Annotated in this window: 23 protein-coding genes; 12 read left to right on the top strand and 11 right to left on the bottom strand. The window is 46.4% G+C overall.

Annotation, left to right across the window (positions count from 1 at the left end; all coding sequences use genetic code 11):
* Positions 1-153 precede the first annotated feature (153 nt).
* Positions 154-945, bottom strand: a complete 792-nt coding sequence (locus tag AB6E52_RS10995) for a sporulation protein (RefSeq protein ID WP_050642883.1) — start codon at positions 943-945, stop codon at positions 154-156.
* 283 nt (positions 946-1,228) lie between these two features.
* On the opposite strand from AB6E52_RS10995, the gene AB6E52_RS10990 reads away from it, so the two are divergent.
* From AB6E52_RS10990 to AB6E52_RS10965, 6 genes are all read left to right on the top strand, one after another.
* Entirely contained in the window at positions 1,229-1,396 is a 168-nt protein-coding gene (locus AB6E52_RS10990) for a hypothetical protein (RefSeq protein WP_004739323.1), read from the top strand.
* A gap of 131 nt (positions 1,397-1,527) precedes the next feature.
* Positions 1,528-1,791, top strand: coding sequence for a YihD family protein (locus AB6E52_RS10985; protein ID WP_009848104.1), 264 nt, complete (start codon positions 1,528-1,530; stop codon positions 1,789-1,791).
* A gap of 323 nt (positions 1,792-2,114) precedes the next feature.
* Positions 2,115-3,533, top strand: a complete 1,419-nt coding sequence (ccoG, locus tag AB6E52_RS10980) for a cytochrome c oxidase accessory protein CcoG (RefSeq protein WP_102321078.1) — start codon at positions 2,115-2,117, stop codon at positions 3,531-3,533.
* A gap of 73 nt (positions 3,534-3,606) precedes the next feature.
* Complete coding sequence (locus AB6E52_RS10975; RefSeq protein WP_017058781.1) at positions 3,607-4,593, top strand: serine/threonine protein kinase; 987 nt, start codon at positions 3,607-3,609, stop codon at positions 4,591-4,593.
* Between the two features lie 55 nt (positions 4,594-4,648).
* A complete protein-coding gene (locus AB6E52_RS10970; protein WP_102321079.1) occupies positions 4,649-5,248 on the top strand; it encodes a thiol:disulfide interchange protein DsbA/DsbL in 600 nt (199 codons plus the stop codon).
* A 139-nt stretch (positions 5,249-5,387) separates the two neighbouring features.
* Positions 5,388-6,344, top strand: coding sequence for a DUF2860 domain-containing protein (locus AB6E52_RS10965; RefSeq protein ID WP_065584153.1), 957 nt, complete (start codon positions 5,388-5,390; stop codon positions 6,342-6,344).
* A 62-nt stretch (positions 6,345-6,406) separates the two neighbouring features.
* Here the strand turns inward: AB6E52_RS10965 and AB6E52_RS10960 are convergent, their stop codons facing one another.
* The gene (locus AB6E52_RS10960) at positions 6,407-7,930 is read right to left on the bottom strand and encodes a YifB family Mg chelatase-like AAA ATPase (protein ID WP_017058783.1); all 1,524 of its coding nucleotides are present in this window, start codon (positions 7,928-7,930) and stop codon (positions 6,407-6,409) included.
* A gap of 472 nt (positions 7,931-8,402) precedes the next feature.
* Between AB6E52_RS10960 and ilvG the strand changes: the two genes are divergently transcribed.
* Genes ilvG through ilvA form a run of 5 tightly spaced genes read left to right on the top strand, consistent with a single transcriptional unit; the run spans position 8,403 to position 14,738 of the window.
* Positions 8,403-10,049, top strand: a complete 1,647-nt coding sequence (gene ilvG / locus AB6E52_RS10955; protein WP_102321080.1) for an acetolactate synthase 2 catalytic subunit — start codon at positions 8,403-8,405, stop codon at positions 10,047-10,049.
* A gap of 1 nt (position 10,050) precedes the next feature.
* Positions 10,051-10,335 (top strand): acetolactate synthase 2 small subunit, encoded by a 285-nt coding sequence (gene ilvM, locus AB6E52_RS10950; RefSeq protein WP_017055442.1) that lies wholly within the window; start codon positions 10,051-10,053, stop codon positions 10,333-10,335.
* Positions 10,336-10,347: 12 nt separating this feature from the next.
* Entirely contained in the window at positions 10,348-11,316 is a 969-nt protein-coding gene (locus AB6E52_RS10945; RefSeq protein ID WP_017063017.1) for a branched-chain amino acid transaminase, read from the top strand.
* A gap of 33 nt (positions 11,317-11,349) precedes the next feature.
* Positions 11,350-13,191: a dihydroxy-acid dehydratase gene (ilvD, locus tag AB6E52_RS10940; protein WP_017066753.1), complete on the top strand. Its 1,842-nt coding sequence runs from the start codon at positions 11,350-11,352 to the stop codon at positions 13,189-13,191.
* A gap of 2 nt (positions 13,192-13,193) precedes the next feature.
* Positions 13,194-14,738, top strand: coding sequence for a threonine ammonia-lyase, biosynthetic (gene ilvA / locus AB6E52_RS10935; RefSeq protein WP_102321081.1), 1,545 nt, complete (start codon positions 13,194-13,196; stop codon positions 14,736-14,738).
* A 97-nt stretch (positions 14,739-14,835) separates the two neighbouring features.
* Here ilvA and punR read toward each other — a convergent pair whose 3' ends face one another.
* The gene (gene punR / locus AB6E52_RS10930) at positions 14,836-15,750 is read right to left on the bottom strand and encodes a DNA-binding transcriptional activator PunR (RefSeq protein ID WP_102321082.1); all 915 of its coding nucleotides are present in this window, start codon (positions 15,748-15,750) and stop codon (positions 14,836-14,838) included.
* Positions 15,751-15,913: 163 nt separating this feature from the next.
* Here punR and punC point away from each other — a divergent pair, with 163 nt between their 5' ends.
* The gene (punC, locus tag AB6E52_RS10925) at positions 15,914-17,125 is read left to right on the top strand and encodes a purine nucleoside transporter PunC (protein ID WP_017063021.1); all 1,212 of its coding nucleotides are present in this window, start codon (positions 15,914-15,916) and stop codon (positions 17,123-17,125) included.
* 124 nt (positions 17,126-17,249) lie between these two features.
* On the opposite strand, the gene glmU is transcribed toward punC, so the two are convergent.
* The 8 genes from glmU to atpE form a co-directional block, all read right to left on the bottom strand.
* Positions 17,250-18,611: a bifunctional UDP-N-acetylglucosamine diphosphorylase/glucosamine-1-phosphate N-acetyltransferase GlmU gene (glmU, locus tag AB6E52_RS10920; RefSeq protein ID WP_017063022.1), complete on the bottom strand. Its 1,362-nt coding sequence runs from the start codon at positions 18,609-18,611 to the stop codon at positions 17,250-17,252.
* A gap of 182 nt (positions 18,612-18,793) precedes the next feature.
* Entirely contained in the window at positions 18,794-19,216 is a 423-nt protein-coding gene (locus tag AB6E52_RS10915) for a F0F1 ATP synthase subunit epsilon (RefSeq protein WP_017058791.1), read from the bottom strand.
* Between the two features lie 18 nt (positions 19,217-19,234).
* Positions 19,235-20,638, bottom strand: a complete 1,404-nt coding sequence (gene atpD, locus AB6E52_RS10910; RefSeq protein ID WP_017058792.1) for a F0F1 ATP synthase subunit beta — start codon at positions 20,636-20,638, stop codon at positions 19,235-19,237.
* A 34-nt stretch (positions 20,639-20,672) separates the two neighbouring features.
* Positions 20,673-21,539: a F0F1 ATP synthase subunit gamma gene (gene atpG, locus AB6E52_RS10905; RefSeq protein ID WP_017058793.1), complete on the bottom strand. Its 867-nt coding sequence runs from the start codon at positions 21,537-21,539 to the stop codon at positions 20,673-20,675.
* 48 nt (positions 21,540-21,587) lie between these two features.
* On the bottom strand, positions 21,588-23,129 hold the full coding sequence (gene atpA, locus AB6E52_RS10900; RefSeq protein WP_102321083.1) for a F0F1 ATP synthase subunit alpha: 1,542 nt from the start codon (positions 23,127-23,129) through the stop codon (positions 21,588-21,590).
* Between the two features lie 13 nt (positions 23,130-23,142).
* A complete protein-coding gene (gene atpH / locus AB6E52_RS10895) occupies positions 23,143-23,676 on the bottom strand; it encodes a F0F1 ATP synthase subunit delta (protein WP_017058795.1) in 534 nt (177 codons plus the stop codon).
* Between the two features lie 15 nt (positions 23,677-23,691).
* Positions 23,692-24,162, bottom strand: a complete 471-nt coding sequence (gene atpF / locus AB6E52_RS10890; protein ID WP_032545592.1) for a F0F1 ATP synthase subunit B — start codon at positions 24,160-24,162, stop codon at positions 23,692-23,694.
* A gap of 59 nt (positions 24,163-24,221) precedes the next feature.
* Positions 24,222-24,479, bottom strand: a complete 258-nt coding sequence (gene atpE, locus AB6E52_RS10885) for a F0F1 ATP synthase subunit C (RefSeq protein ID WP_004411110.1) — start codon at positions 24,477-24,479, stop codon at positions 24,222-24,224.
* Positions 24,480-24,494 lie beyond the last annotated feature (15 nt).

The raw sequence follows: 24,494 nt of genomic DNA, 5'->3' as shown, positions 1-24,494 counted from the left end.
TATCCTACTAGAGTAAATGTTCAATTGACCTAGTATTGCACATTAAGCTTACACGTGTAAGCTTAAATTTTTATGACATCTTTTATGACATTAGTAACGTCTAAACTGTGTGATGAGACTAGGCTCTCTAAAGCTAAAGAACCAAAGAGCTAACTAAGAGGCGCTATCTAGATACTCAAGCACCATCTTGCCGGCTTCTTCCGGTGAAGTATCCAATGGCACACTCAATTGACGCTGTAGCTGACCCACCCCCAATAAACTCGCCAACATGCCTTTGGCACCGTCGCGATTGCGGTCTATCTCAAACCACAACTTAAGCTCAGTTTCATCACGATGGGCAACAACCTCAAGCTCACGCCAACGGCCATGATAAGGACCCGTCGTCGGAACAAACTCGAACTCTTGTACAAATGGCAGTTCAAAGCCTTCTACCGCTTCACACTCCACTTGGCGAATACGCAGCCCATGAGCTTCAAGTTCGTTAAAAATACCATCGAGGAGTGCGTCAGGGCGCACCGTTAAGATATCTTTATCCGATGGATCAATCGCCATCGCAATATCGAGCCCGGTTTCTAGCCACACCTTTGAATCACCAATCGTCACAGGGGTATTCAACGGGACATCAAACTCACATTCAAAATCACGGGTTTCACCCGGCTGAATAACAAAGGCATACGGCAGGCTCCATTTGGCCAACGAGTATGTCTGGTGCATTCGACGTGTTTGACCGCCCTCTTGCCTTTGCGAGTTCATGGTAACTTCTTTGACGTAACGACAGCACAAGTTGAGATCGATATTGTCGATCTCTTGTGGCTGAGCGCCACCATAGACATGCACAATAATGCTCGCCTTCTTGCCTGGATAAAGCACTTCCTGTTGCAATACAGAATCCACCTTGGCAGATCCAATTCCAAAACTTGCTAACGTTTTCTTTAAGAACGACATATGCACCTCCTTTAAAGCATCATCTTAAGCCTGAAAGAGGTTCAAACTCAAATATACTGCTCACACTATTTTAGCTCTAATATCGTCTATTTATCACTCAGGCGTCGATCGATAACTTAGATAGTGATAATCTAAGCCTTGATATGCATGCATATCATTATCCTGATTTATTATTCGGATTGGCGAAAGCCAGACGAGTGACGCTTCAAGCAATTGAAGTGGAGCTCATGGTAAATCAGGCCATTAGATTGGCAATGGATATGCCTGACCGTTAGGTAAATTAATGCGCCCAACAGCTGTCAGGTTCTCGCACACCAACCGTAGTGCGATGCGTCGTCGTAGTGGCTTTGTTGCTGCTCCAACGGCTAAGAAATTGGCTCCTACAATGACTCTAGTTGAGAAGACTGCTTTATTAGCACCGACTACAACGAAAGTGATTAAAGCCGCTTAACAAAAAGCGCAGTTTTTACTGCGCTTTTTTCTTGCCCGCTCCCATCTTGAAATGTGTTTACACATTGGTATTCCCTACCCGATTTGATACCTTAGCCACAAATCATTATAAAATTTGTGGAGAAATAAAGTATGAAGTGTCACCGCATTGAAGAACTGCTTGAACTGATGGAGCCTGAGTGGCAGAAAGATCAAGAGCTTAACCTATTAGAGTTCATCATTAAGCTATCAAAAGAAGCGGGCTACCAAGGCAAGCTTGAAGAACTGACTGACGATGTTCTTATCTATCACCTAAAAATGCGCAACAGCGAAAAAGATGAGATGATCCCGGGCCTGAAAAAAGACCAAGAAGATGATTTCAAAACCGCAATTCTAAAAGCACGTGGCCTTCTTTAGTCGCCCGTTAGTTTAGAGCTCAATTGCCGTATAGATAAAACACTCAATTTTAAAAAGCGACCACCAGGTCGCTTTTTTGTTTCTGTTCGCTATTTTTTCGTCACAACTGTTATGACTTTTGTTGTTAAAGGTTGATAGCGTTAAAGAAATGAGAACAAGATTGTCGCTATAATCGCCACCCATAAGGATCTTCTAAAATAATAAGAGTGAGAGCTCTTTCAGCCTAGGCACCAAACTTAAAGCTTAGATCCTCTAACATCATATTTTTAAAGCAATGTCGTCAATACTCTCGAAGAAGGGTATAGCCACAAAAAGGATAGTCCATGAGTCAGGATAAAATCGATATCAAAGATGTGACTCCTAAAACCTTTAACCCGAAAACACATAAAGGTAATGGAGATCGATTTAACCCAAGTAACCGAATCTATGTTCGAGAAAGCAAAGGTAAATTCCAACAACTGCGTCGCTATGGCGGTTGGTTCTTACTTTTACTTTTTGCGCTTATCCCATGGATTCCCTTTGGTGAACGTCAAGCGATCTTGCTCGATATCGGCAGCCAACAGTTCAACTTCTTTGGCACCACCTTATACCCGCAAGATCTGACCCTACTCGCGATCCTATTTATGATTGCCGCGTTTGGCCTGTTTTTCATAACCACCTTCTTAGGCCGTGTCTGGTGTGGCTATTTATGCCCACAAACCGTCTGGACCTTCATGTATATCTGGTTCGAAGAGAAGCTAGAAGGCGCTGCCAATAAGCGAAGAAAACAAGACTCGGGCAAACTGACGAGCAATTTAATCCTCAGAAAAACCCTCAAACACATTGCGTGGTGGGCGATTGCCATTGCGACGGGCTTAACCTTTGTTGGTTACTTCATCCCAATCAAAGAGTTAGTGGTTGGCTTCTTTACCTTTAACTCGTCTTTCTGGCCGGTGTTTTGGGTACTGTTCTTTGCTGGATGTACTTATGCCAATGCGGGTTGGATGCGTTCAATTGTTTGTCTGCACATGTGTCCTTACGCGCGTTTCCAGTCGGCAATGTTCGATAAAGACACCTTCATCGTTGGTTACAACACAGAACGTGGTGAAAGCCGTGGCCCTCGCTCTCGTAAAGCCGATCCAAAAGAGCTTAGTCTAGGCGACTGTATTGACTGTAATCTGTGTGTACAAGTGTGCCCTACGGGTATCGATATCCGTGACGGCCTGCAATACGAGTGTATTAACTGCGGCGCGTGTATTGATGCCTGTGACAACACGATGGAGCGTATGGGCTATGAGAAAGGTCTGATTAACTACACCACGGAGCATAGGCTTGAAGGTCACTCAACTAAGGTGATGCGTCCTAAATTATTGGGCTACGGTGCAATACTTGTTCTCATGCTTGGCTTGTTCTTCGTACAAATCGCCAGTGTCGACCCTGCAGGCTTGAGCGTTCTGCGTGATAGAAACCAACTGTTTAGAGTCAATAACCAAGGGTTGGTTGAAAACACCTACACCTTGAAAGTGATCAACAAGACTCAACAAGAGCAAGAGTACAAACTCGATGTTAGCGGACTGCCCGATTCTATCTGGTATGGTAAACAGACGATTACTGTCGATCCAGGCGAGGTTTTGAACCTACCTATCAGTTTGGGCGCCGACCCAGAAAAACTGAGCTCACCAGTTTCGACAATTCAGTTTATACTCTCGGATAATGAAGAGTTTACGATGGAAGTCGAAAGCCGCTTTATCAAGAAGCTCTGATACCCGCACCGTAGTGCTTGGTATAACAACCCAATAAATGGAAAAAGGCTCAGTAATGAGCCTTTTTTATTCTATGACGATGCAAGCCTTTAACTTTGATAACCTGACTCCTGACTTCATGTGGTACGCACTGGAGAGCATCGGAGTTCGCGCTGAATCCGGGCTTCTCGCTCTCAACAGTTACGAAAACCGTGTCTATCAGTTCACCGATGAAGACCGTAAGCGCTACGTCGTTAAGTTTTACCGTCCACAACGCTGGAACAAGGCACAGATCCAAGAAGAGCATGACTTCGCACTCGAGCTTATCGAACAAGAGATGCCGGTTGCGCCTCCAATGCGAATCAACGGTGCAACCTTACATGAATACCAAGGCTACCTATTTGCACTATTTGAAAGTGTTGGCGGCAGACAGTATGAAGTTGACAATCTAGATCAATTGGAAGGCGTAGGACGCTTTCTTGGTCGTATTCATAAAGCCAGCGCGGGAAGAACATTCCAGCATCGCCCGACCATCAGCTTAGATGAATACCTTTATCAGCCACGTAAGATTCTAGAGAACTCTCAGTTTATCCCGACGCACCTAGAAAATGCCTTCTTCAATGACGTTGACCTTCTGATCAAAGAGCTAGAGAGCCAGTGGCCGAGCAACATTGAGAATATCCGCCTGCACGGTGACTGCCACCCTGGCAATATTTTGTGGCGCGATGGGCCAATGTTCGTCGATCTTGATGACGCACGTAACGGCCCTGCGATACAAGATCTGTGGATGCTGCTCAATGGCGAGCGCCAAGATAAGCTGATGCAACTGGATATTTTGCTAGAGAGTTACCAAGAGTTTTGCGATTTTAATACCGCACAACTGAAACTAATCGAACCACTACGCGGTCTACGTATGGTGCATTACATGGCATGGTTGGCGAAACGATGGCACGATCCTGCGTTTCCTCTGGCCTTCCCGTGGTTTAATGATCCGAAATATTGGGAGCAACAAGTACTTGCTTGTAAAGAGCAAATTGCTACCCTGCAAGAGCCACCACTTTCGTTAATGCCTCAGTGGTAACAGCAATCGCAACATACAACTAGATAAAAATTCAAACATAATGGAGATTGGATAAATGAAAAAGCTATTCGCATTTTTCTCATTGATCATGTTGAGCCTTACCGCTCACGCTGCGAAATTTAACGAAGGTGAACACTACAAAGTTCTCGACCTAGAAGCATCAAAAAAACCAATGGTGACAGAGTTCTTCTCTTTTTACTGCCCACACTGTAATAGCTTTGAGCCAATCATCCAGCAGCTAAAACAACAGCTACCTAAAGACGCTAAGCTACTGAAGAACCATGTTTCATTCATGGGTGGCAACATGGGTCTGCCAATGAGCAAAGCTTACGCGACAATGATTGCACTGAAAGTTGAAGATAAAATGGTGCCAGTGATGTTTAACCGCATCCACACAATGAACAAGCCACCACGTGATGAAGAAGAACTGCGTCAAATCTTCCTAGACGAAGGCGTTGATGCGAAGAAATTCGATGCTGCGTATAACGGCTTTGCTGTAGATTCTATGGTTCGTCGCTTCGACAAAGCATTCAAAGACAGCGGCCTTTCAGGTGTACCCGCTGTTGTGGTTAACAACCGCTACCTAGTAGAAGCTCAAGGTATCAACTCTCTTGATGAGTACTTCGAGCTCGTGAACTTCTTATTAAAGAAGTAAGCCATTGATGAAAGGAAGCTTCGGCTTCCTTTTTTTTGCTAGTTCAAAAATCATTATTGATAAATAATTAACCTGGAAGTTTAAAGCTTTACTGCTATTAATAACCCGTCCTAAGAACCGGTGGGCAAGGAGCCCTTGAATGAAAATAAAAATAACTCTCTTGGCATTGAGCGTTGCGGCTTCTCCCGCTTTTGCCAAGCTTGCAGACCAACAAGGTTTCAGTGGTGAAATCTCTCTCAATACCGGGGTTACCTCTTCCACCTCGAACTTTAATACCGATGCTGATAGCAATCTTTCATCCACAGATCAGAAGGCTTCTTCGGAAAGCTCTTTTCTGGTTGCTCCTTTAGGTAGTGTTGCTTATACCTTTGGTGAAAAGCTAAACCATCAGGTATACACAGGTACCGCGCGAGATGATGTAGCAACAGGTACTGTAGTTCTCGAAGTCGGTTACAAATACCAACTTGAGTCAGGCATGGTGATCGACGCTTCACTGCTGCCAACCATTATGTCTGGTGAAACTTGGGCTGATCCATACAACACCACATCAGCTCGCACCAAGACCGATGAAACTGGCAATGCGTTTCGTTTGAAGCTAAGCAACATTGCGGGCTCAGCTTTCTCGCTAGACATGGCCTATGCGACCAAAGATGTCGACAAGGATGATATTCAAGATCAAGAGCTCAAACGAGATGCCAATACTCTCTACTTGAAAGGTCAATATCGCCTGCCACTCAGTCGTACCATGATGCTTATTCCATCCGTCATCTATCAAACACGTGATGCTGATGGTAAAGCTGAATCTTACGACCAATTCGGTGGTGAGGTAAGCTTGTTTGGTGGCATGGGGCGTCACCAGTACGCACTAACAGCGGGTTACAGCCAACGCTCTTACGATGCGAGCAACCCGATCTACGACAAGAAACGCAGCGACGACAATATCAACCTATTCGCCGCCTATGAGTATGATCAATTCATGGATTGGGAAAACTGGTCGTTTATTTCACTGGCAGGCTACGGCACCAGCGACTCGAACATTACCTTCTACGACGAGTCTCAATATATCGTTTCAGTTGGCTTGAACTACAAGTTCTAACCTTAGCGAGTATGAACTGCAATCCAACGAAAGCCTGCATCTAAGCAGGCTTTTTCTGCTTGCTAGACAGCTTGAGCCGTGAGTTGTTTCAGCAAGCGATCCATCGCGCGATAGCCTAGCGCTTCTGATAGATGTTTCTTTTCGATCTGCTCGTTACCGTCAAGGTCGGCAATGGTTCGTGCCACCTTAATAATTCGATGATAAGCACGAATCGATAAACCCAAGCGATGTAGTGCTGTCTCAAGAAACTCTGCATCTTCGCGTCGCAGTGGGCAATACTTCTCAATTTCTCGGCTACCTAACAGTGCATTCGATTTATGGTTGCGAGATAGCATTAACTCTCGCGCCTGCCTAACCCTTTGCTTAACTACTTGAGTGGTTTCACCGCGATCACCGCCTTCGGCCAACATTCCTTTTGGCAACAGAGGTATCTCCAATGACATATCGAACCTATCCAGCAAGGGCCCAGATAAGCGATTGAGGTAACGCAGGATGATCTGTGGGTTGGCGCGCGCCTGGTTACCTTCGTAATAACCCGTTGGACTTGGGTTAAGTGCACCGACCAATTGAAAACGCGCAGGAAAACGAGTCTTGCCCGCAGCACGGGAGATAATGATCTCGCCCGACTCTAGTGGCTCTCGTAATGAATCAAGCACCTTGCGCTCAAACTCCGGCATCTCATCTAAGAACAATAAGCCGTTATGCGCTAAAGAGATCTCTCCGGGGCGAGGCACCGAACCACCACCCACTAATGCCGCCATTGAACTGGAATGGTGAGGAGAGCGAAAAGGTCGTTGCTTCCAGTTGTATTGATTGATTTCTTGTTGCGTTAACGAGGCCACCGACGCGGTTTCCATCGCTTCGTCATCACTCATTTCAGGTAATAGGTCACGCAGTCGAGAAGCGAGCATAGTTTTTCCGGTTCCGGGTGGGCCAAGAAACAATAAGTTATGATTCCCAGCAGCGGCTATCTCTAGAGCTCGCTTTCCTTGTTGTTGGCCGATAATATCTTGTAGGTCGCGAAGCACTGAAACATCAGCCTGATGATGTTCCGTTCTATATAGCCCAAGCTGAGCCTGTCCACACATGTCAGCACAAACCTCCAACAAGGTTTGTGCAGATTTATGCGCTCCCTTGCCCACCAGCGCAGCCTGATCACCGTTATGATGTGGGACAACTAAGCATCGCTCTACACTGTCGGCGGCTAACGTCGCAGGCAAAACGCCCTTTACCGAGCGAAGTTCTCCTGACAATGCCAACTCACCGATAAATTCATGTTGAGCTATTTTTGATGTCGGAAGCTGATCTGACGCCACCAAAATCCCAAGCGCGATGGGCAGGTCAAAACGGCCACCTTCTTTGGGCAAATCGGCTGGGGCGAGATTGACCGTGATTCTTTTCGATGGAAACTCAAAGCGAGAATTGATGATCGCGCTTCTCACTCGGTCTTTAGATTCCTTGACCGTTGTTTCAGGTAGACCCACCAGCGTGAAGCCAGGCATTCCGTTGCTTATATGCACCTCAACGGTCACTTCTGGCGCCTCTACACCCACACTAGCTCGGCTATGAATTATCGCGAGTCCCATAACTTTCCTTTGTCTTTGATTTAAAAGTATTCGCTCTGGATATTCGTTGCTCACCAAAGCGATAAGGTTGTTATATAGCTTGGTGGAATGGTATTTTAATGTGAAAAAAGAATGACATTTCCCTTGTCATGCGGCAGATTTGTGTGATAACACTAGAGATGTAGACATTTACTGAAGACAATAAACGAGAAAACTCGAATATTATGATTTTTAACGCTCGCATTTACGCACTGATTAACCTGATTATCGTAGTCATTATTAAGACTGCGCGGGGGCGAGTGGGAAGAAAGTAACCACGAATTAGAAAAAACCCCCGCACTGACAAGTCCGGGGGTTTTTTCTAATTTAAACATTCGATTTTTATATTTTTGAGCATTTTCGGCTTTGCCGATTTACAGGAAGAATGGGAGCACAAGATGTGCAGAGACAAAGGAAACAGTTACCAAAATAAAGGTAATACGGGAGAATTCCGATGAAAGGCGCAGAACTAGTCGTATCCGCACTCAAGCAACAAGGAATTGAGACCGTATTTGGTTACCCCGGTGGTGCCATCATGCCAATCTACGATGCACTCTATGACGGCGGGGTTGAACATATCCTATGTCGCCATGAGCAAGGCGCCGCTATGGCCGCGATCGGCATGGCTAGAGCAACACAAGATGTCGCTGTTTGTATGGCAACCTCGGGACCAGGTGCAACCAACCTAGTCACTGGCCTTGCTGATGCCTTTATGGATTCAATCCCATTGGTTGCTATCACAGGTCAGGTTGCAAGTTCCCACATTGGTACCGATGCATTCCAAGAAATGGATGTGATTGGTATGTCTCTGTCATGTACTAAACACAGCTACCTAGTAACTGATATTGAAGAGCTAGCTCCAACCCTCGCTGAAGCGTTTGTGGTAGCAAAGTCTGGCCGCCCTGGCCCGGTTATCGTCGATATCGCTAAAGACGTTCAACTAGCAGAAGCACCTGTTAACGCTCTTCCTGAATTTACTCCACCCGCAATTCCTGTTGCGACAACTGATGCCATTGAACAGGCACAGTACTTTTTGTCTCAAGCGACCCGTCCTGTTTTATACGTAGGTGGTGGTGTTCAACTTGCTAAAGCAACCGATGCGGTTCGTGAGTTTTTACGCCTAAACCCAATGCCAGCAGTAAGCACACTGAAAGGCTTGGGCACTATCGAACGTGACGACCCACACTACCTTGGCATGCTGGGTATGCACGGCACTAAAGCCGCTAACCTTGTGGTTCAAGAGAGTGACCTGTTGATTGTTGTCGGTGCTCGTTTTGATGACCGAGTAACTGGCAAACTCGATACCTTTGCGCCGCATGCTAAGGTTATCCATATCGATATCGATGCCGCTGAGTTCAGCAAACTGCGTCTTGCCAATGCGCCAATTCGCGGTGACATCAACAAGATCATGCCTCAACTAGAGCTAAGCCAAGACATCTCCTCTTGGGTTCATCACTCTGAAGGTCTTCGTAGCTCATTCAAATGGCGTTACGACCACCCTGGTGATCTGATTTTTGCTCCACTGCTGTTGAAGCAACTGTCAGACATGATGCCAGCAAGCTCTATCGTATCGACTGATGTGGGCCAACACCAAATGTGGGCAGCTCAGCACATTCAGCCTCGCGATCCACAGAACTTCATTACCTCTGCCGGTTTAGGCACCATGGGCTTTGGCTTGCCAGCTGCAATGGGTGCATCGGTTGGGCGTCCTGACGACCAATCTATACTTATCTCTGGTGACGGCTCGTTCATGATGAACATTCAAGAGCTTGGCACATTGAAGCGTCGTCAGATCCCAGTGAAGATGGTACTGCTTAATAACTCTCGTTTGGGCATGGTTCGCCAATGGCAATCGCTGTTCTTTGATGGCCGCCACAGTGAAACTATCTTAGATGACAACCCTGATTTCGTGATGCTCGCGAAAGCGTTCGATATCCCGGGCAAAACCATCACTCGTAAAGAAGAAGTAGAACCAGCATTGAAAGAGATGCTAGAGAGCAAAACCGCTTACCTACTTCATGTTCTTATCGATGAAGAAGAAAACGTATGGCCACTAGTACCGCCAGGTGCTTCAAACAGTGAGATGTTGGAGAACACATAACATGAAAAGATACCTATTAGACATCAAAGCCGATGATAAGCCTGTACTACTAGAGCGTGTTCTTCGTGTTATCCGCCACCGTGGCTTCATTGTAAAGCAAGTTGCGGGCACTCAAAACCACGAAAGCAAAGTGGCGAGTGTTGAGATCATCGTAGACAGTGACCGTCCGATCTCGTTCTTGGTAAACCAAATCGAAAAGCTGTGGGATGTACGTACCGTTGACGTTATCTCGATCAGCCGTAATGAACTGCCAAACAACAACTTACAACAAAAGATAAACGCATAAGGAACCGCAAACATGACAGCTAAAACAGCAGACTATATTTGGTTTAACGGTGAGATGGTTCCTTGGGCAGAGGCGAACGTTCACGTCCTGACTCACGCAATGCACTACGGTACTTCTGTGTTTGAAGGTGTTCGTTGTTACAACACACCAAAAGGGCCGGTTATCTTCCGTCACCCTGAACATGCTAAGCGCCTAAAAGACTCAGCAAAAATCTATCGCTTCCCTATTCCTTACACTGAGGAAGAAATTATGGAAGCGACTCGCGAAACGCTACGCCAAAATAAGCTAGAGTCAGCGTACATCCGCCCTCTAGGTTTCGTAGGTAACGTTGGTTTGGGTGTCTGCCCGCCAGAAAATACTGAGATGGAACTGATCATCGCTGCTTTCCCTTGGGGGTCTTACCTAGGCGAAGAAGCACTAGAAAACGGCGTTGATGCAATGATTTCTAGCTGGAACCGTGCCGCTCCAAACACGATCCCAACCGCAGCAAAAGCCGGTGGTAACTACCTATCTTCACTATTAGTTGGTGGCGAAGCTCGCCGTCATGGTTACGATGAAGGCATCGCACTGAGTGTTGATGGTTACCTTTCTGAAGGGGCTGGTGAGAACATCTTTGTGGTACGTAACGGCGTGCTATCCACACCACCAGCGACCAGTGCGATTCTGCCGGGTATCACGCGTGATTCGATCATGACACTAGCAAAAGACATGGGTTATGAGATCCGTGAAGAGAACATTGCTCGTGAAGCGCTATACCTTGCCGATGAAGTATTCATGACAGGCACAGCGGCGGAAATCGTTCCGGTTCGCAGCGTAGACAAAATTACAGTAGGTGAAGGCAAACGCGGTCCTATCACTGAAAAAGTTCAAGCGGCTTACTTTGGTCTATTCAATGGAACCACTGAAGATAAGTGGGGCTGGTTAGACTACGTTTACCCAGCAGACCAAACTTCAGAAAACCAAACGCAAACAACTAAGTAAGCAACAGCCAAATATTTTATAAGGATTTAAGCAATGCCAATCTATCGTTCAGCAACGACTACCCACGGACGCAACATGGCTGGTGCGCGCGCTTTATGGCGTGCAACTGGCGTTAAAGATGATGACTTCGGTAAGCCAATCATCGCAGTTGTAAACTCTTTCACTCAATTCGTACCAGGCCACGTTCACCTTAAAGATATGGGTCAATTGGTAGCAGGTGAAATCGAGAAAGCGGGCGGTATCGCTAAAGAATTCAACACCATCGCAGTTGATGATGGTATCGCAATGGGTCACGGTGGCATGCTGTACTCACTGCCATCACGTGAGCTTATCGCAGACTCAGTAGAGTACATGGTGAATGCTCACTGTGCGGATGCGATGGTATGTATCTCTAACTGTGACAAAATCACTCCGGGAATGATGATGGCTGCAATGCGCCTTAACATCCCAGTGATCTTTGTATCAGGCGGCCCAATGGAAGCAGGTAAAACCAAGCTTTCCGATCAAATCATCAAGTTAGACCTTGTTGATGCAATGATTCAAGGTGCCGATCCAACGATTTCTGATGAGCAAAGTGAGCAAGTAGAACGTTCTGCGTGTCCGACATGTGGTTCTTGTTCAGGTATGTTCACGGCTAACTCAATGAACTGTCTAACTGAAGCGCTAGGCCTATCTCAGCCTGGTAACGGTTCTATGCTAGCAACGCACGCAGACCGTGAAGAGCTATTCATCAATGCTGGTAAGCGCATCGTTGACCTAACCAAGCGTTACTACGAGCAAGATGACGAATCAGCACTGCCTCGTAACATCGCAAACCGCGCAGCATTTGAAAACGCGATGGCACTGGATATCGCAATGGGCGGTTCTAGTAACACCGTTCTTCACCTATTGGCTTCTGCTCAAGAAGGTGAGATTGATTTTGATATGGGCGATATCGACGAGATGTCTCGCCGCGTTCCACACCTATGTAAGGTTGCACCTTCAACGCCTAAATACCACATGGAAGACGTTCACCGCGCTGGTGGTGTAATGGCTATCCTAGGTGAATTAGATCGTGCTGGCCTACTGAACAACCAGACTCGCACAGTGCTTGGTCTAAGCATGCAAGAGCAGCTAGCTCAATACGACATCATGCAGACAGAAGACGAAGCAGTGCTTAAGTTCTTCCGTGCTGGCCCTGCAGGCATTCGTACTACCAAAGCATTTTCACAAGATTGCCGTTGGGATCGTCTTGATGACGACCGTAAAGAAGGTTGTATCCGTACTAAAGAGAACGCATTCAGCCAAGAAGGTGGCCTAGCGGTACTTTCAGGTAACATCGCGGTTGATGGTTGTATCGTTAAGACCGCGGGTGTTGATGAAGAAAACCTGAAATTCCAAGGCCCAGCTATCGTATTTGAAAGCCAAGATAGTGCTGTTGATGGCATCTTAGGTGGCAAAGTGAAAGCGGGCGAAGTGGTTGTTATTCGTTACGAAGGTCCTAAAGGTGGTCCGGGCATGCAAGAAATGCTTTACCCAACCACTTACCTAAAATCAATGGGTCTAGGCAAGTCTTGTGCTCTATTAACAGATGGTCGTTTCTCGGGTGGTACATCGGGTCTGTCTATCGGTCACGCTTCTCCAGAAGCAGCAAGTGGCGGTGTGATTGGTCTAGTAAACACTGGCGATATCATAACTATCGACATCCCTAGCCGTTCGATCACACTTGATGTGCCTGAAGCTGAACTAGAAGCGCGTCGTGTTAAGCAAGACGCACTAGGCTGGAAACCAGAAAACCGTCAGCGTGAAGTGTCTTTCGCACTGAAAGCTTACGCAAGCATGGCGACCAGTGCCGACAAAGGCGCAGTACGTGATAAGTCTAAACTTGAGGGCTAACTATGAGTGACGGCACCTCCAGTCCCAAAAAACAAAGTGGCGCAGATTACCTGCGTCAGATCCTGAGAGCGCCGGTTTACGAAGCGGCAATCGTAACACCTCTACAGGATATGCCGCGTCTAAGCGCGCGCATTGGTAATCAGGTTCAGCTTAAACGAGAAGACCGTCAGCCGGTGCACTCGTTCAAGCTACGTGGTGCCTACAACATGGTATCAAGCCTTTCAGAGCAACAGAAAGCCGCAGGTGTGATTGCTGCATCGGCGGGTAACCATGCTCAAGGTATGGCGCTGTCCGGTTCTAAGCTTGGTATTCAAACCACGATTGTGATGCCAAAAACCACACCAGACATCAAGGTTGATGCGGTACGTGGCTTTGGCGGTAACGTAGTTCTACACGGCAGCAACTTTGATGAAGCTAAAGCTGAAGCAGAACGCCTTTCCGCTGAACATGGCTACACCTTTGTGCCTCCATTCGATCACCCATTGGTGATCGCCGGACAGGGCACCATGGGTATGGAAATGCTTCAGCAAAATGGTCACATGGATTACATCTTTGTGCCTGTCGGTGGTGGTGGTTTGGCTGCGGGTGTTGCCGTGCTAGTTAAGCAATTGATGCCGGAAATAAAAGTCATCGCGGTTGAACCTGAAGATTCATCTTGCTTGAAAGCAGCACTGGATGCCGGTGAGCCAGTAGTACTGGATCAGGTCAGCATGTTTGCTGATGGTGTTGCGGTTAAACGCATTGGTGAAGAGACATTCCGTCTTTGCCAACAGTACATTGACGGTCACATTGCAGTCTCTAGCGATGAGATATGCTCTGCGGTGAAAGACATCTTTGAAGACACTCGTGCGATTGCTGAACCTTCAGGAGCGCTTGCTCTGGCTGGTTTGAAAAAGTTTGCTGAACAGAACCAACTGCAAGACAAGCAATTAGCAACGGTATTGTCTGGTGCTAACACCAACTTCCACGGTCTGCGTTATGTCTCTGAACGTTGTGAACTAGGTGAGAAGCGAGAAGGTCTACTTGCGGTTACGATTCCAGAGCGACAAGGAGCATTCCTAGAGTTCTGTAATATTATTGGTGGCCGAGCGGTGACGGAGTTTAACTACCGCCACAACGACGAAAGCCTAGCGAATATCTTCGTTGGTGTACGTCTGCAAGGTGGTCAGGAAGAACTTGAGCACATCATCAATGACCTGCGTGAAGGTGGCTATCCAGTCGTCGATCTGTCTGATGATGAGATGGCAAAACTGCACATTCGTTACATGATTGGTGGCAAACCATCAAAACCATTGAAAGAGCGCCTATACAGCTTCGAGTTTCCTGAATACCCAGGAGCATTGATTAAGTTCCTTGATACCTTAGGTACCCATTGGAATATCAGCCTGTTCAACTACCGTAACCACGGCGCTGATTACGGCCGTGTATTGTGTGGATTCGAACTGGATGATGATGATTTAGCTCAGTTCTCAACACATCTACGAGAGCTTGGCTATCAGTGTAAAGATGAAACCGATAACCCTTCCTACAAGTTCTTCTTGTCATAAGAGTTAACGACCGAATCAAAAAGAGCGAGTATTTACTCGCTCTTTTTATTGGTGCTGATTCAACTCAAACTTGAAAAGGATCTTCTCGCTAAGATCATTAGACCGCCTTGCGATGATCCAACCAATCTTGGTGAAGTTGTTCACTCGATCCTAGGTATTTCACCATCCAATCGATCAACTTATGGTTATCGTCTTTTCGCCACACCAAACAACAATGACTCTGCGGACTCGGTTCAGGCAGTATTTTCTCCACCAGCAGGCCTTGTTCGATAATTGGCGCGGCAATGTGCCTCGGCATATACCCCACCCCTACTCCATTTTTAAGGCATTCAATTGCGCTATACCAATTGGGTAACAACAGGCGTCTTTGACTTGAGTAGTGGCCTGTGTGTCGCTTAGGGAGCACACTGGAGGTATCATCCAAGCAGATGGCTGGATATTGGCTCACGAACTCTTCATTGAGGTTCTGTTCGCGCACACACGGGTGACTTGGCGACATTACAAATGCCCAATCTAATTGCCCCATGTCTTTGACTTCAAAATCGCCACCAACTGGCACAGCTGAGGTGGCGCCAATCACGATATCCGCCCTGCCCTGTGCAATCGCTTCCCATGAGCCGTTGAATACCTCCATGTTGATCTGAAGTTCGGCAAACTCAAAGGTTTGATAGAACTCTTCAATCATCGGCTTCATCTTGTCGAGCTTCACCACATTATCGAGCGTCAGACGCAAGGTTTTCTTCCAACCTCGAGCTGCTCGACGAGTCTGGGCACTGACCTCTTCCATTTGCCTCAGTAGTGCACGCGCCTCTTCAATGAACAGTTCACCTGCCGGAGTGAGCTCAACCTTTCTCGGTAAACGCCTGAAAAGCAGCACATCCAGTTCTTGTTCGACCTGTCTGACACCATAACTGATCGCCGAGGGCACTTTGTGCAACTGCTCAGCCGCCGCGGTAAAACTGCCCAAGCGCGCTACCGTATCGAGCATTTCTAAAGAGGATTTAGAGAACATAAGCCTTCAAATTTTTTGATTGATAACCACATATTTTAGCGTTTTATTTTATCAGGTCTGAAAAATAGAATGTCAGCATAAATAAACAGGGGCCTTCACTTCTGTATATCAAACAATTTTTTTGATGATAAAAACATCATTACCTTTAGCTTAATGGCATCTTATGAATATTTCTAAATTTCAATTGGTCTACCTTGCAGTTCTTTCAATGCTTGGCTTTATTGCGACCGATATGTACCTTCCTGCATTTAAGGCAATGGAAGTTGATTTCGCAACCGGCCCAGAGCAGATTGCCCTGTCTTTAACGGTATTCCTTGGCGGTATGGCAATGGGTCAGCTTCTTTGGGGTCTGGCGAGTGACAAGTATGGTCACCGTAATACGCTGGCGGTTGGTCTTGTTATCTTTACTGCAGCTTCATTCGGCTTAGCATTCAGCACCGAGGTATGGCATCTACTGACACTGCGCTTCATTCAAGCGATCGGCGTATGTGCTCCTGCGGTAATCTGGCAAGCAATGGTTATCAAGCGTTACTCACAAAGCAGTAGCCAACAAATTTTTGCAACCATCATGCCTTTGGTTGCGCTATCTCCTGCATTAGCACCTCAGCTAGGTGTGTTACTGGCGGATAGCTTTGGCTGGCACAGCATCTTCATCACATTAACCTTGATGGGTGCACTGCTAGTGGCGACAACAATGGCTCAACCAAAAGAAGCGCCTGAAGTAAAACAGACATCGATTAAGACAGACATCAAGATGTTGCTTAAATCAAAGCCTTACATGGGTAATGTCTTAATGTTTGCTTCAGCATCTGCAGCGTTCTTCGCTTACCTAACGGGTATGCCAGAGATCATGGCTCAACTAGGTTATGAAGCAAAAGACATCGGTTTGAGCTTTATCCCACAAACAATCGCGTTCATGGCGGGTGGTTACTTCGGTAAGCAAGCAGTGAAGAAATATGGCGATGGCGTTGTACTAAGAAACCTTATCGGTTTGTTCAGTGTAGCGGCGATGCTTATCTTTATCGCATCACAGTGGGAACTGACGTCAATCTGGCCTCTACTTGCGCCTTTCTGTTTGATTGCTGTCGCAAACGGCGCACTTTACCCAATCGTAGTAAACCGTGCTCTATCAAGCGCTAAACAAAGCCCAGCAACAGCTGCTGGTCTACAAAACAGCCTGCAAATCAGTATCAGTGGCCTATCAAGTGCATTGGTCGCGGCAATGGCTAGCCAAGCACTAAGCGCGACGGGTATTGCCGTTGTGATCTGTTTGGGTGCGTTGTGGGTTGGCTATATTGTTTCGAACAAAGAGCTTTCTGAACACTTCGCGACACCTGACAACTCTCGAGTAGTCGCTGACGAGAAACAAGACTAGTTTCTAAGTTAACGAAAACAAAAAAGAGCGAGATTACTCGCTCTTTTTTTATATCTAGATAAATAAGAAAAAGCCAGTAGCGGTACTACTGACTTTCATTTAAATCATCTTATTTATTAAGAGACTACTTTTTCTTAGTCGGACGCTGCCAGTCAGCAATCTTACGTTCTTTCGCACGGCTGATAACCAGCTCATTTTCAGAAACATCGCGTGTTACGGTAGAGCCAGCTCCAACGGTAGCACCATTACCAATCGTAACAGGCGCGATTAATTGGCTGTCTGAACCAACGAATACGTCATCACCAATAATGGTCTTAAACTTATTCGCCCCATCGTAGTTACAAGTAATTGCACCCGCACCCACGTTTACGCGCTGACCAATTTCAGCATCCCCAAGATAAGTCAGGTGGTTGGCTTTAGAGCCTTCGCCAAGGCGAGTGTTCTTCACTTCAACAAAGTTACCGACGTGCGAATCGTTACGCATGTCTGCACCAGGGCGTAGGCGAGTAAATGGACCAACCGTACAGTCTTCACCAACAGTCGCTCCTTCGATTACGCTGTATGGACGAATAACTGTGTTGTCATCGATCTCACAGTCTTTCAGCACGCAGCCAGTGCCGATAACCACGTTATCGCCAATGCTTACGCTGCCTTCGATGATAACGTTAGTATCAATCTCAACGTCCATACCGCACTGCAGTTCACCACGCAGATCAAAGCGGCTTGGGTCGCGTAGCATCACGCCTTGCTTCAATAGCTTATCGGCTTGCGTAGCTTGGTAAGCGCGCTCTAGGCGAGCCAGTTGCGAACGATCGTTAACGCCTTCCACTTCAATTGGGCTTACTGGGTGTACCGCTTCAACTGCACGACCTTCGTCGTGAGCCGCAGCGATAACGTCAGTCAGGTAATATTCACCCTGTGCGTTGTCGTTGCTTAGACCTGACAACCAGCGCTTCAGATCGCCACCAGTCGCCACCATAACGCCGGTATTGATCTCTTTGATAAGCTTCTGCTCATCCGTTGCATCTTTCTGTTCAACGATAGCCACAACAGGGCCATTACGACGAATAATACGTCCGTAGCCCATCGGGTTGTCTAACACGACAGTAAGTAGCGCGATGCCACCGTTTGGTTGAGCGTCTAATAGGTTTTCAATGGTTTCAGGTGAGATCAGTGGAACATCACCGTATAGCACCAATACTTTTTCATCATCAGCGAAATGTGCAGATGCTTGATCCACAGCGTGACCCGTACCCAGCTGCTCAGCTTGCAGTGCCCAGTTTACAGATTCTTCAGCTAGAGTAGCCTTCATCTGATCACCACCGTGGCCGTAAACCAGGTTGATGTTTTGAGCGCCTAAACCATTACATGTATCGATAACATGCTTCACCATTGGCTTACCCGCAAGTGTGTGCAGAACCTTTGGTGTGTTTGAATACATGCGAGTGCCTTTGCCCGCCGCGAGAATTACCGCGCTAAACTTCATTGTAAACCTATCCAACGTTATTTTTATTAAGCCGATATTGTAACCGTTTTTGGGCAAAAAATTAAATCGCAATAACCATTTAACCAGTAGTGATACGTAAAAGAAGCATTTTTGAGAATCTAAAAATGCAAAAAGGCGACCCTTAGGTCGCCTTTATCTCAGAGTCTGTAATCTTAAAAAGATTAACGACGCTGTTTTGTCAGTTCGATAACTCGTAACTGAGCAATGGCTTTAGCCAGTTCACCGGCCGCTTGTGCGAAGTCTATGTCGCCATGCTGATTTTGGATATTCTCCACAGCCTTGCGCTTAGCTTCTTCCGCCTTTGCTGCGTCTAGCTCTTCACCACGGATAGCTGTATCAGCCAGTACAGTTGCTGTACCAGGCTGAACTTCTACCATACCACCAGAAACATAAATGATTTCTTCGTGGCCGTGCTGCTTAACAATACGCACCATGCCAGGCTTGATAGCGGTCAGCAGTGGACAGTGACCATGGAAAATACCAAGTTCACCCTCACTACCGGTCACCTGAAACGTCTCAACAAGGCCTGAGAAAATTTGTTTCTCTGCACTTACAACGTCTAGGTGAAAGGTTATTGCTGCCATATCGCCTCCTAGTTAGCCTTATAGCTTCTTAGCATTCTCGATAGCTTCGTCAATTGCACCACAGTACATGAACGCTTGCTCTGGAATGTCATCGTATTCACCAGATAGAAGACCTTGGAAGCCACGTAGAGTCTCTTTAAGAGGTACGTAAATGCCTGGGTCACCTGTAAATACTTCCGCTACGTGGTAAGGCTGAGTTAGGAACTTCTCAATCTTACGAGCACGAGATACAACTTGCTTATCTTCTTCAGATAGCTCATCCATACCTAGGATAGCAATGATATCTTTCAGCTCTTTATAGCGCTGAAGAGTAGACTGAACGCCACGAGCGATGTCGTAGTGCTCTTGTCCAACTACCAATGGATCCAGTTGACGTGAAGTAGAATCTAGCGGGTCGATCGCAGGGTATAGACCCATAGATGCGATGTTACGGTTAAGTACAACCGTTGCATCCAAGTGAGCGAACGTTGTTGCTGGAGACGGGTCAGTCAAGTCATCCGCAGGTACGTATACCGCCTGTACAGACGTGATAGAACCCGCTTTAGTTGACGTGATACGCTCTTGTAGAACACCCATTTCTTCAGCCAGTGTAGGTTGGTAACCTACCGCAGAAGGCATACGACCTAGAAGTGCTGATACTTCAGTACCTGCTAGTGTGTAACGGTAGATGTTATCAACGAACAGTAGAACGTCACGACCTTCGTCACGGAAGCGCTCTGCCATTGTTAGGCCAGTCAGGGCAACACGTAGACGGTTACCTGGTGGCTCGTTCATCTGACCGTAAACCATCGCTACTTTTGATTCTTCAGGTTTTTCGATGTTTACAACACCTGCTTCCTGCATCTCAAAGTAGAAATCGTTACCTTCACGAGTACGCTCACCTACACCTGCAAATACAGATAGGCCTGAGTGTTGAAGTGCGATGTTGTTGATAAGTTCCATCATGTTAACGGTCTTACCTACACCAGCACCACCGAATAGACCGATTTTACCACCCTTAGCGAATGGACAAATCAAGTCGATTACTTTAACACCAGTTTCTAGAAGAGCTGTCTCGTTAGACTGCTCTTCGTAGCTTGGAGCTTCACGGTGAATGGCGTAATGCTCTTCAGCACCAATCTCGCCACACTCATCAATCGCGTCACCTAGGACATTCATGATACGACCCAATGTCTTAGTACCTACTGGTACTGAGATTGGAGCGCCAGTATTTTCAACTGTCAAACCACGACGTAAACCATCAGAGCTACCCATTACGATTGCGCGAACTACGCCACCGCCAAGTTGTTGCTGAACTTCAAGAACTAGACGTTCTTGTACTTCATTAACATTCAGAGCGTCGTATACACGAGGTACTTCACCCTGTGGGAACTCTACGTCGACTACCGCACCGATGATCTGTACGATCTTACCTGTAGCCATCGTTAATCCTCTAACTATTTAGTTTTACCTAAGCTTAAACCGCAGCTGCGCCTGAAACGATCTCAGAAAGTTCTTGTGTAATTGCCGCTTGACGCGCTTTGTTGTACACAAGTTCTAAGTCATCAATAATGTCACCAGCGTTATCTGTTGCTGATTTCATAGCAATCATTCGAGCCGCTTGCTCACAAGCAAGGTTCTCGACCACACCTTGATATACTTGAGATTCGACGTAGCGAACCAGTAGTGCATCTAGTAGTGGTTTTGGCTCAGGCTCATAAATGTAGTCCCAAGCATGATCGCGTTTCATGTCTTCGCTGTCTGATTTAGGCAAAGGAAGTAATTGATCGATCGTTGGTTCTTGTACCATAGTGTTTTCAAACTTGTTGAACACTACGAACAGGCGATCCAATTCGCCTTCATCATATTTCTTCAGCATAACGCTTACAGAGCCAATCAAGTCTTCAAGGCTTGGGCGATCGCCCAGACCAGAAACTTGAGCTGCTACTTTCGCGCCGCTGTTGTTGAAAAATGCTGTCGCTTTTGAACCTACAATTGCAAGTTCAACGTCAGCACCTTTCTCAGACCAATCTTTCATGTCGTTCATGGCTTTTTTGAACAAGTTAATGTTCAAACCACCACAAAGACCACGGTCTGTAGAAACGATGATGTAACCAACACGTTTGGCTTCACGTTCCTCAAGATAAGGATGCTTATACTCGAGGCTACCATTAGCCAAATGACCGATCACTTTACGCATTGTTTCTGCATATGGACGAGTAGCTTCCATTGCGTCTTGAGAACGACGCATTTTTGAAGCTGCTACCATTTCCATTGCTTTCGTAATCTTCTGTGTGCTTTTAACACTACCGATTTTATTACGTATCTCTTTTGCGCCGGCCATCGTTACTCTCCGTTAATGGTATGAGGTGGCCCTAAGACCACCTACCAATTACCAGGTCTGGGTTGCCTTGAAATCGTCAACAAGCTTCTTCAGCTCAGCTTCGATTTCTTTATTGAAAGCACCCGTTGTGTCGATCTGTGTTGCTAGATCGGCATATTGACCACGAGCAAACGACAGTAAAGCAGCTTCAAAGTCTAGAACTTTAGAAAGTTCAACGTCTTGAAGGTATCCACGCTCTGCAGCGAAGATTACTAGAGCTTGGTCAAATACAGACATAGGAGCGTATTGCTTCTGCTTCATCAGTTCTGTAACTTTTTGACCATGGTCTAGCTGCTTCTTAGTCGCTTCATCAAGATCCGAAGAGAACTGAGCAAATGCTGCAAGTTCACGGTATTGAGCTAGAGCAGTACGGATACCGCCAGATAGCTTCTTGATGATTTTAGTCTGCGCCGAACCACCTACACGAGAAACTGAGATACCAGGGTCAACAGCTGGACGTACGCCCGCGTTGAATAGCTCAGTTTGTAGGAAGATCTGACCATCGGTAATCGAGATTACGTTCGTCGGTACGAATGCAGATACGTCACCAGCTTGCGTTTCGATGATAGGAAGAGCAGTTAAAGAACCCGTCTTGCCTTTCACTTCGCCTTTAGTGAATTCTTCTACGTAGTGTTCGCTTACACGAGCAGCACGCTCTAGTAGACGAGAGTGAAGGTAGAAAACATCACCAGGGAACGCTTCACGACCTGGTGGACGCTTAAGCAGTAGTGAGATCTGACGGTAAGCGACAGCTTGCTTAGATAGATCATCATAAACAATCAGTGCATCTTCACCGCGATCACGGAAGTATTCACCCATCGCACAACCAGCATACGGTGCAAGGTATTGCAGCGCTGCAGATTCAGAAGCCGATGCAACAACAACAACAGTGTTTGCTAGTGCGCCGTGCTCTTCTAGTTTGCGAACTACGTTAGCGATAGTCGACGCTTTTTGGCCGATTGCAACGTAGATAGAGAAAATACCAGAATTTTTTTGGTTAATAATCGCATCGATCGCCATCGCTGTTTTACCAGTCTGACGGTCACCGATAATAAGTTCACGCTGACCACGACCGATAGGGATCATTGAGTCAACTGACTTGTAACCAGTTTGAACAGGTTGATCTACCGATTTACGGTCGATTACACCTGGTGCGATAATTTCTACAGGCGAAGTCAATTTCGCATCAATAGGACCTTTACCATCAATTGGCTCACCTAGCGTGTTTACCACACGACCAAGCATTTCAGGACCTACTGGTACTTCGAGAATACGACCCGTACCTGTAACTTTCATGCCTTCCTGTAGGTCAGCATATGGGCCCATTACAACAGCACCAACCGAATCACGGTTCAAGTTAAGTGCTAGCGCGTAACGGCCACCCGGTAGTTCAATCATTTCACCTTGCATCACGTCCGCTAGGCCGTGAATGCTAAGGATGCCATCGCTTACCGAAACGATAGTACCTTCATTGCGAGCTTCACTAACAACGTCGAAAGATTCAATACGTTGTTTAATTAGATCGCTAATTTCAGTGGAATTAAGTTGCATGCTCCAATCCCCATTAAGACTGCAATGCATCGCTCAGGCGGTCTAAACGACTGCGCGCTGAGTTATCGATGACTAGGTCTCCGGCTCGAATAATAACTCCACTAAGTAGAGTCTCATCTATACTGCAATTCAGCTGAACTTTGCGCGCTAAGCGCTGTTCCAATTTGCTGCTGATCTCTGCGCGTTGTTCTTTAGAAAGTTCAACCGCTGAAGTGACTTCAACGTCGATCTCTTTCTCGTGCTCTTGTTTGAGCAATAAGAACTCTTTGCAAACATCAGGAAAAGCCATTAAGCGGCCATTCTCTGCCATTACTTTTATCAAGTTCTGGCCGAATTCATCAAATTGTTCGCCACAAATTACAATGAATACTTCAGCTAATTTTTCAGCAGTTTGAGAGCTGCTTAAGAAATTGTGAACATCATCATTTTGTGCCACTTCGGCAGCAAAAGTAAGCATCTGACCCCATTGGTCTAGCTCACCTTTCTCTACCGCAAAGTCAAACGCTGCTTTAGCATAGGGGCGTGCGATTGTAGTCAAATCAGACATATACAGCCCCTTGCTTTAAAGTTTTGCAGTAATGTTGTTAAGAAGATCATCGTGTACATCTTTATCGATTGTACGCTCAAGGATTTTCTCAGCACCAGCAATTGCCAGAGTTGCGACTTGTTTGCGCAGGTCATCACGGGCACGTGTGCGCTCAGCTTCAATTTCGGCTTCCGCTTGCGCTAAGATTTTCTGGCGTTCTGCCTGAGCCTCTTCGCGAGCTTCATCAATAATTTGAGCCTTGCGTTTATTTGCCTGTTCAATAACCTCAGTTGCGGTGCGCTTCGCTTCTTTCAATTGGTCAGAAGCGTTGGCTTGTGCTAGATCCAAGTTTTTAGCAGCGCGTTCAGCGGCTACTAGACCGTCAGCAATTTTTTTCTGACGCTCTTCAATTGCTTGCATGATTGGTGGCCATACATATTTCATGCAGAACCAAACAAACATAGAAAAAGCAATTGCTTGACCTAACAGAGTTGCGTTCATATTCACAACAGCTACCCCTCGTTAAGAATCAACTACAAAAATTTAATTAACTAATTAACAGTTAATTAGCCTGCTAGTTGACCAACAAATGGGTTAGCAAACGTGAATAGTAGTGCGATTACGATACCGATCATTGGAACAGCATCCAGTAGACCAGCGATGATGAACATCTTAACTTGTAGCATTGGAGCCATTTCAGGTTGACGCGCAGCGCCTTCTAGGAATTTACCACCAAGAATAGCAAAACCAATTGCAGTACCTACGGCACAAAGACCAACAATAATAGCAACAGCGATTGCTGAAAAACTTAGTACAGTTTCCATTTACGTTCTCCGATT

Source organism: Vibrio sp. 10N.247.311.13 (assembly GCF_041467595.1).
GTDB classification, from domain to species: domain Bacteria; phylum Pseudomonadota; class Gammaproteobacteria; order Enterobacterales; family Vibrionaceae; genus Vibrio; species Vibrio crassostreae_C.
Note: the sequence above shows the minus strand (reverse complement) of the source record. Positions and strands in the feature narration are given on the sequence as shown.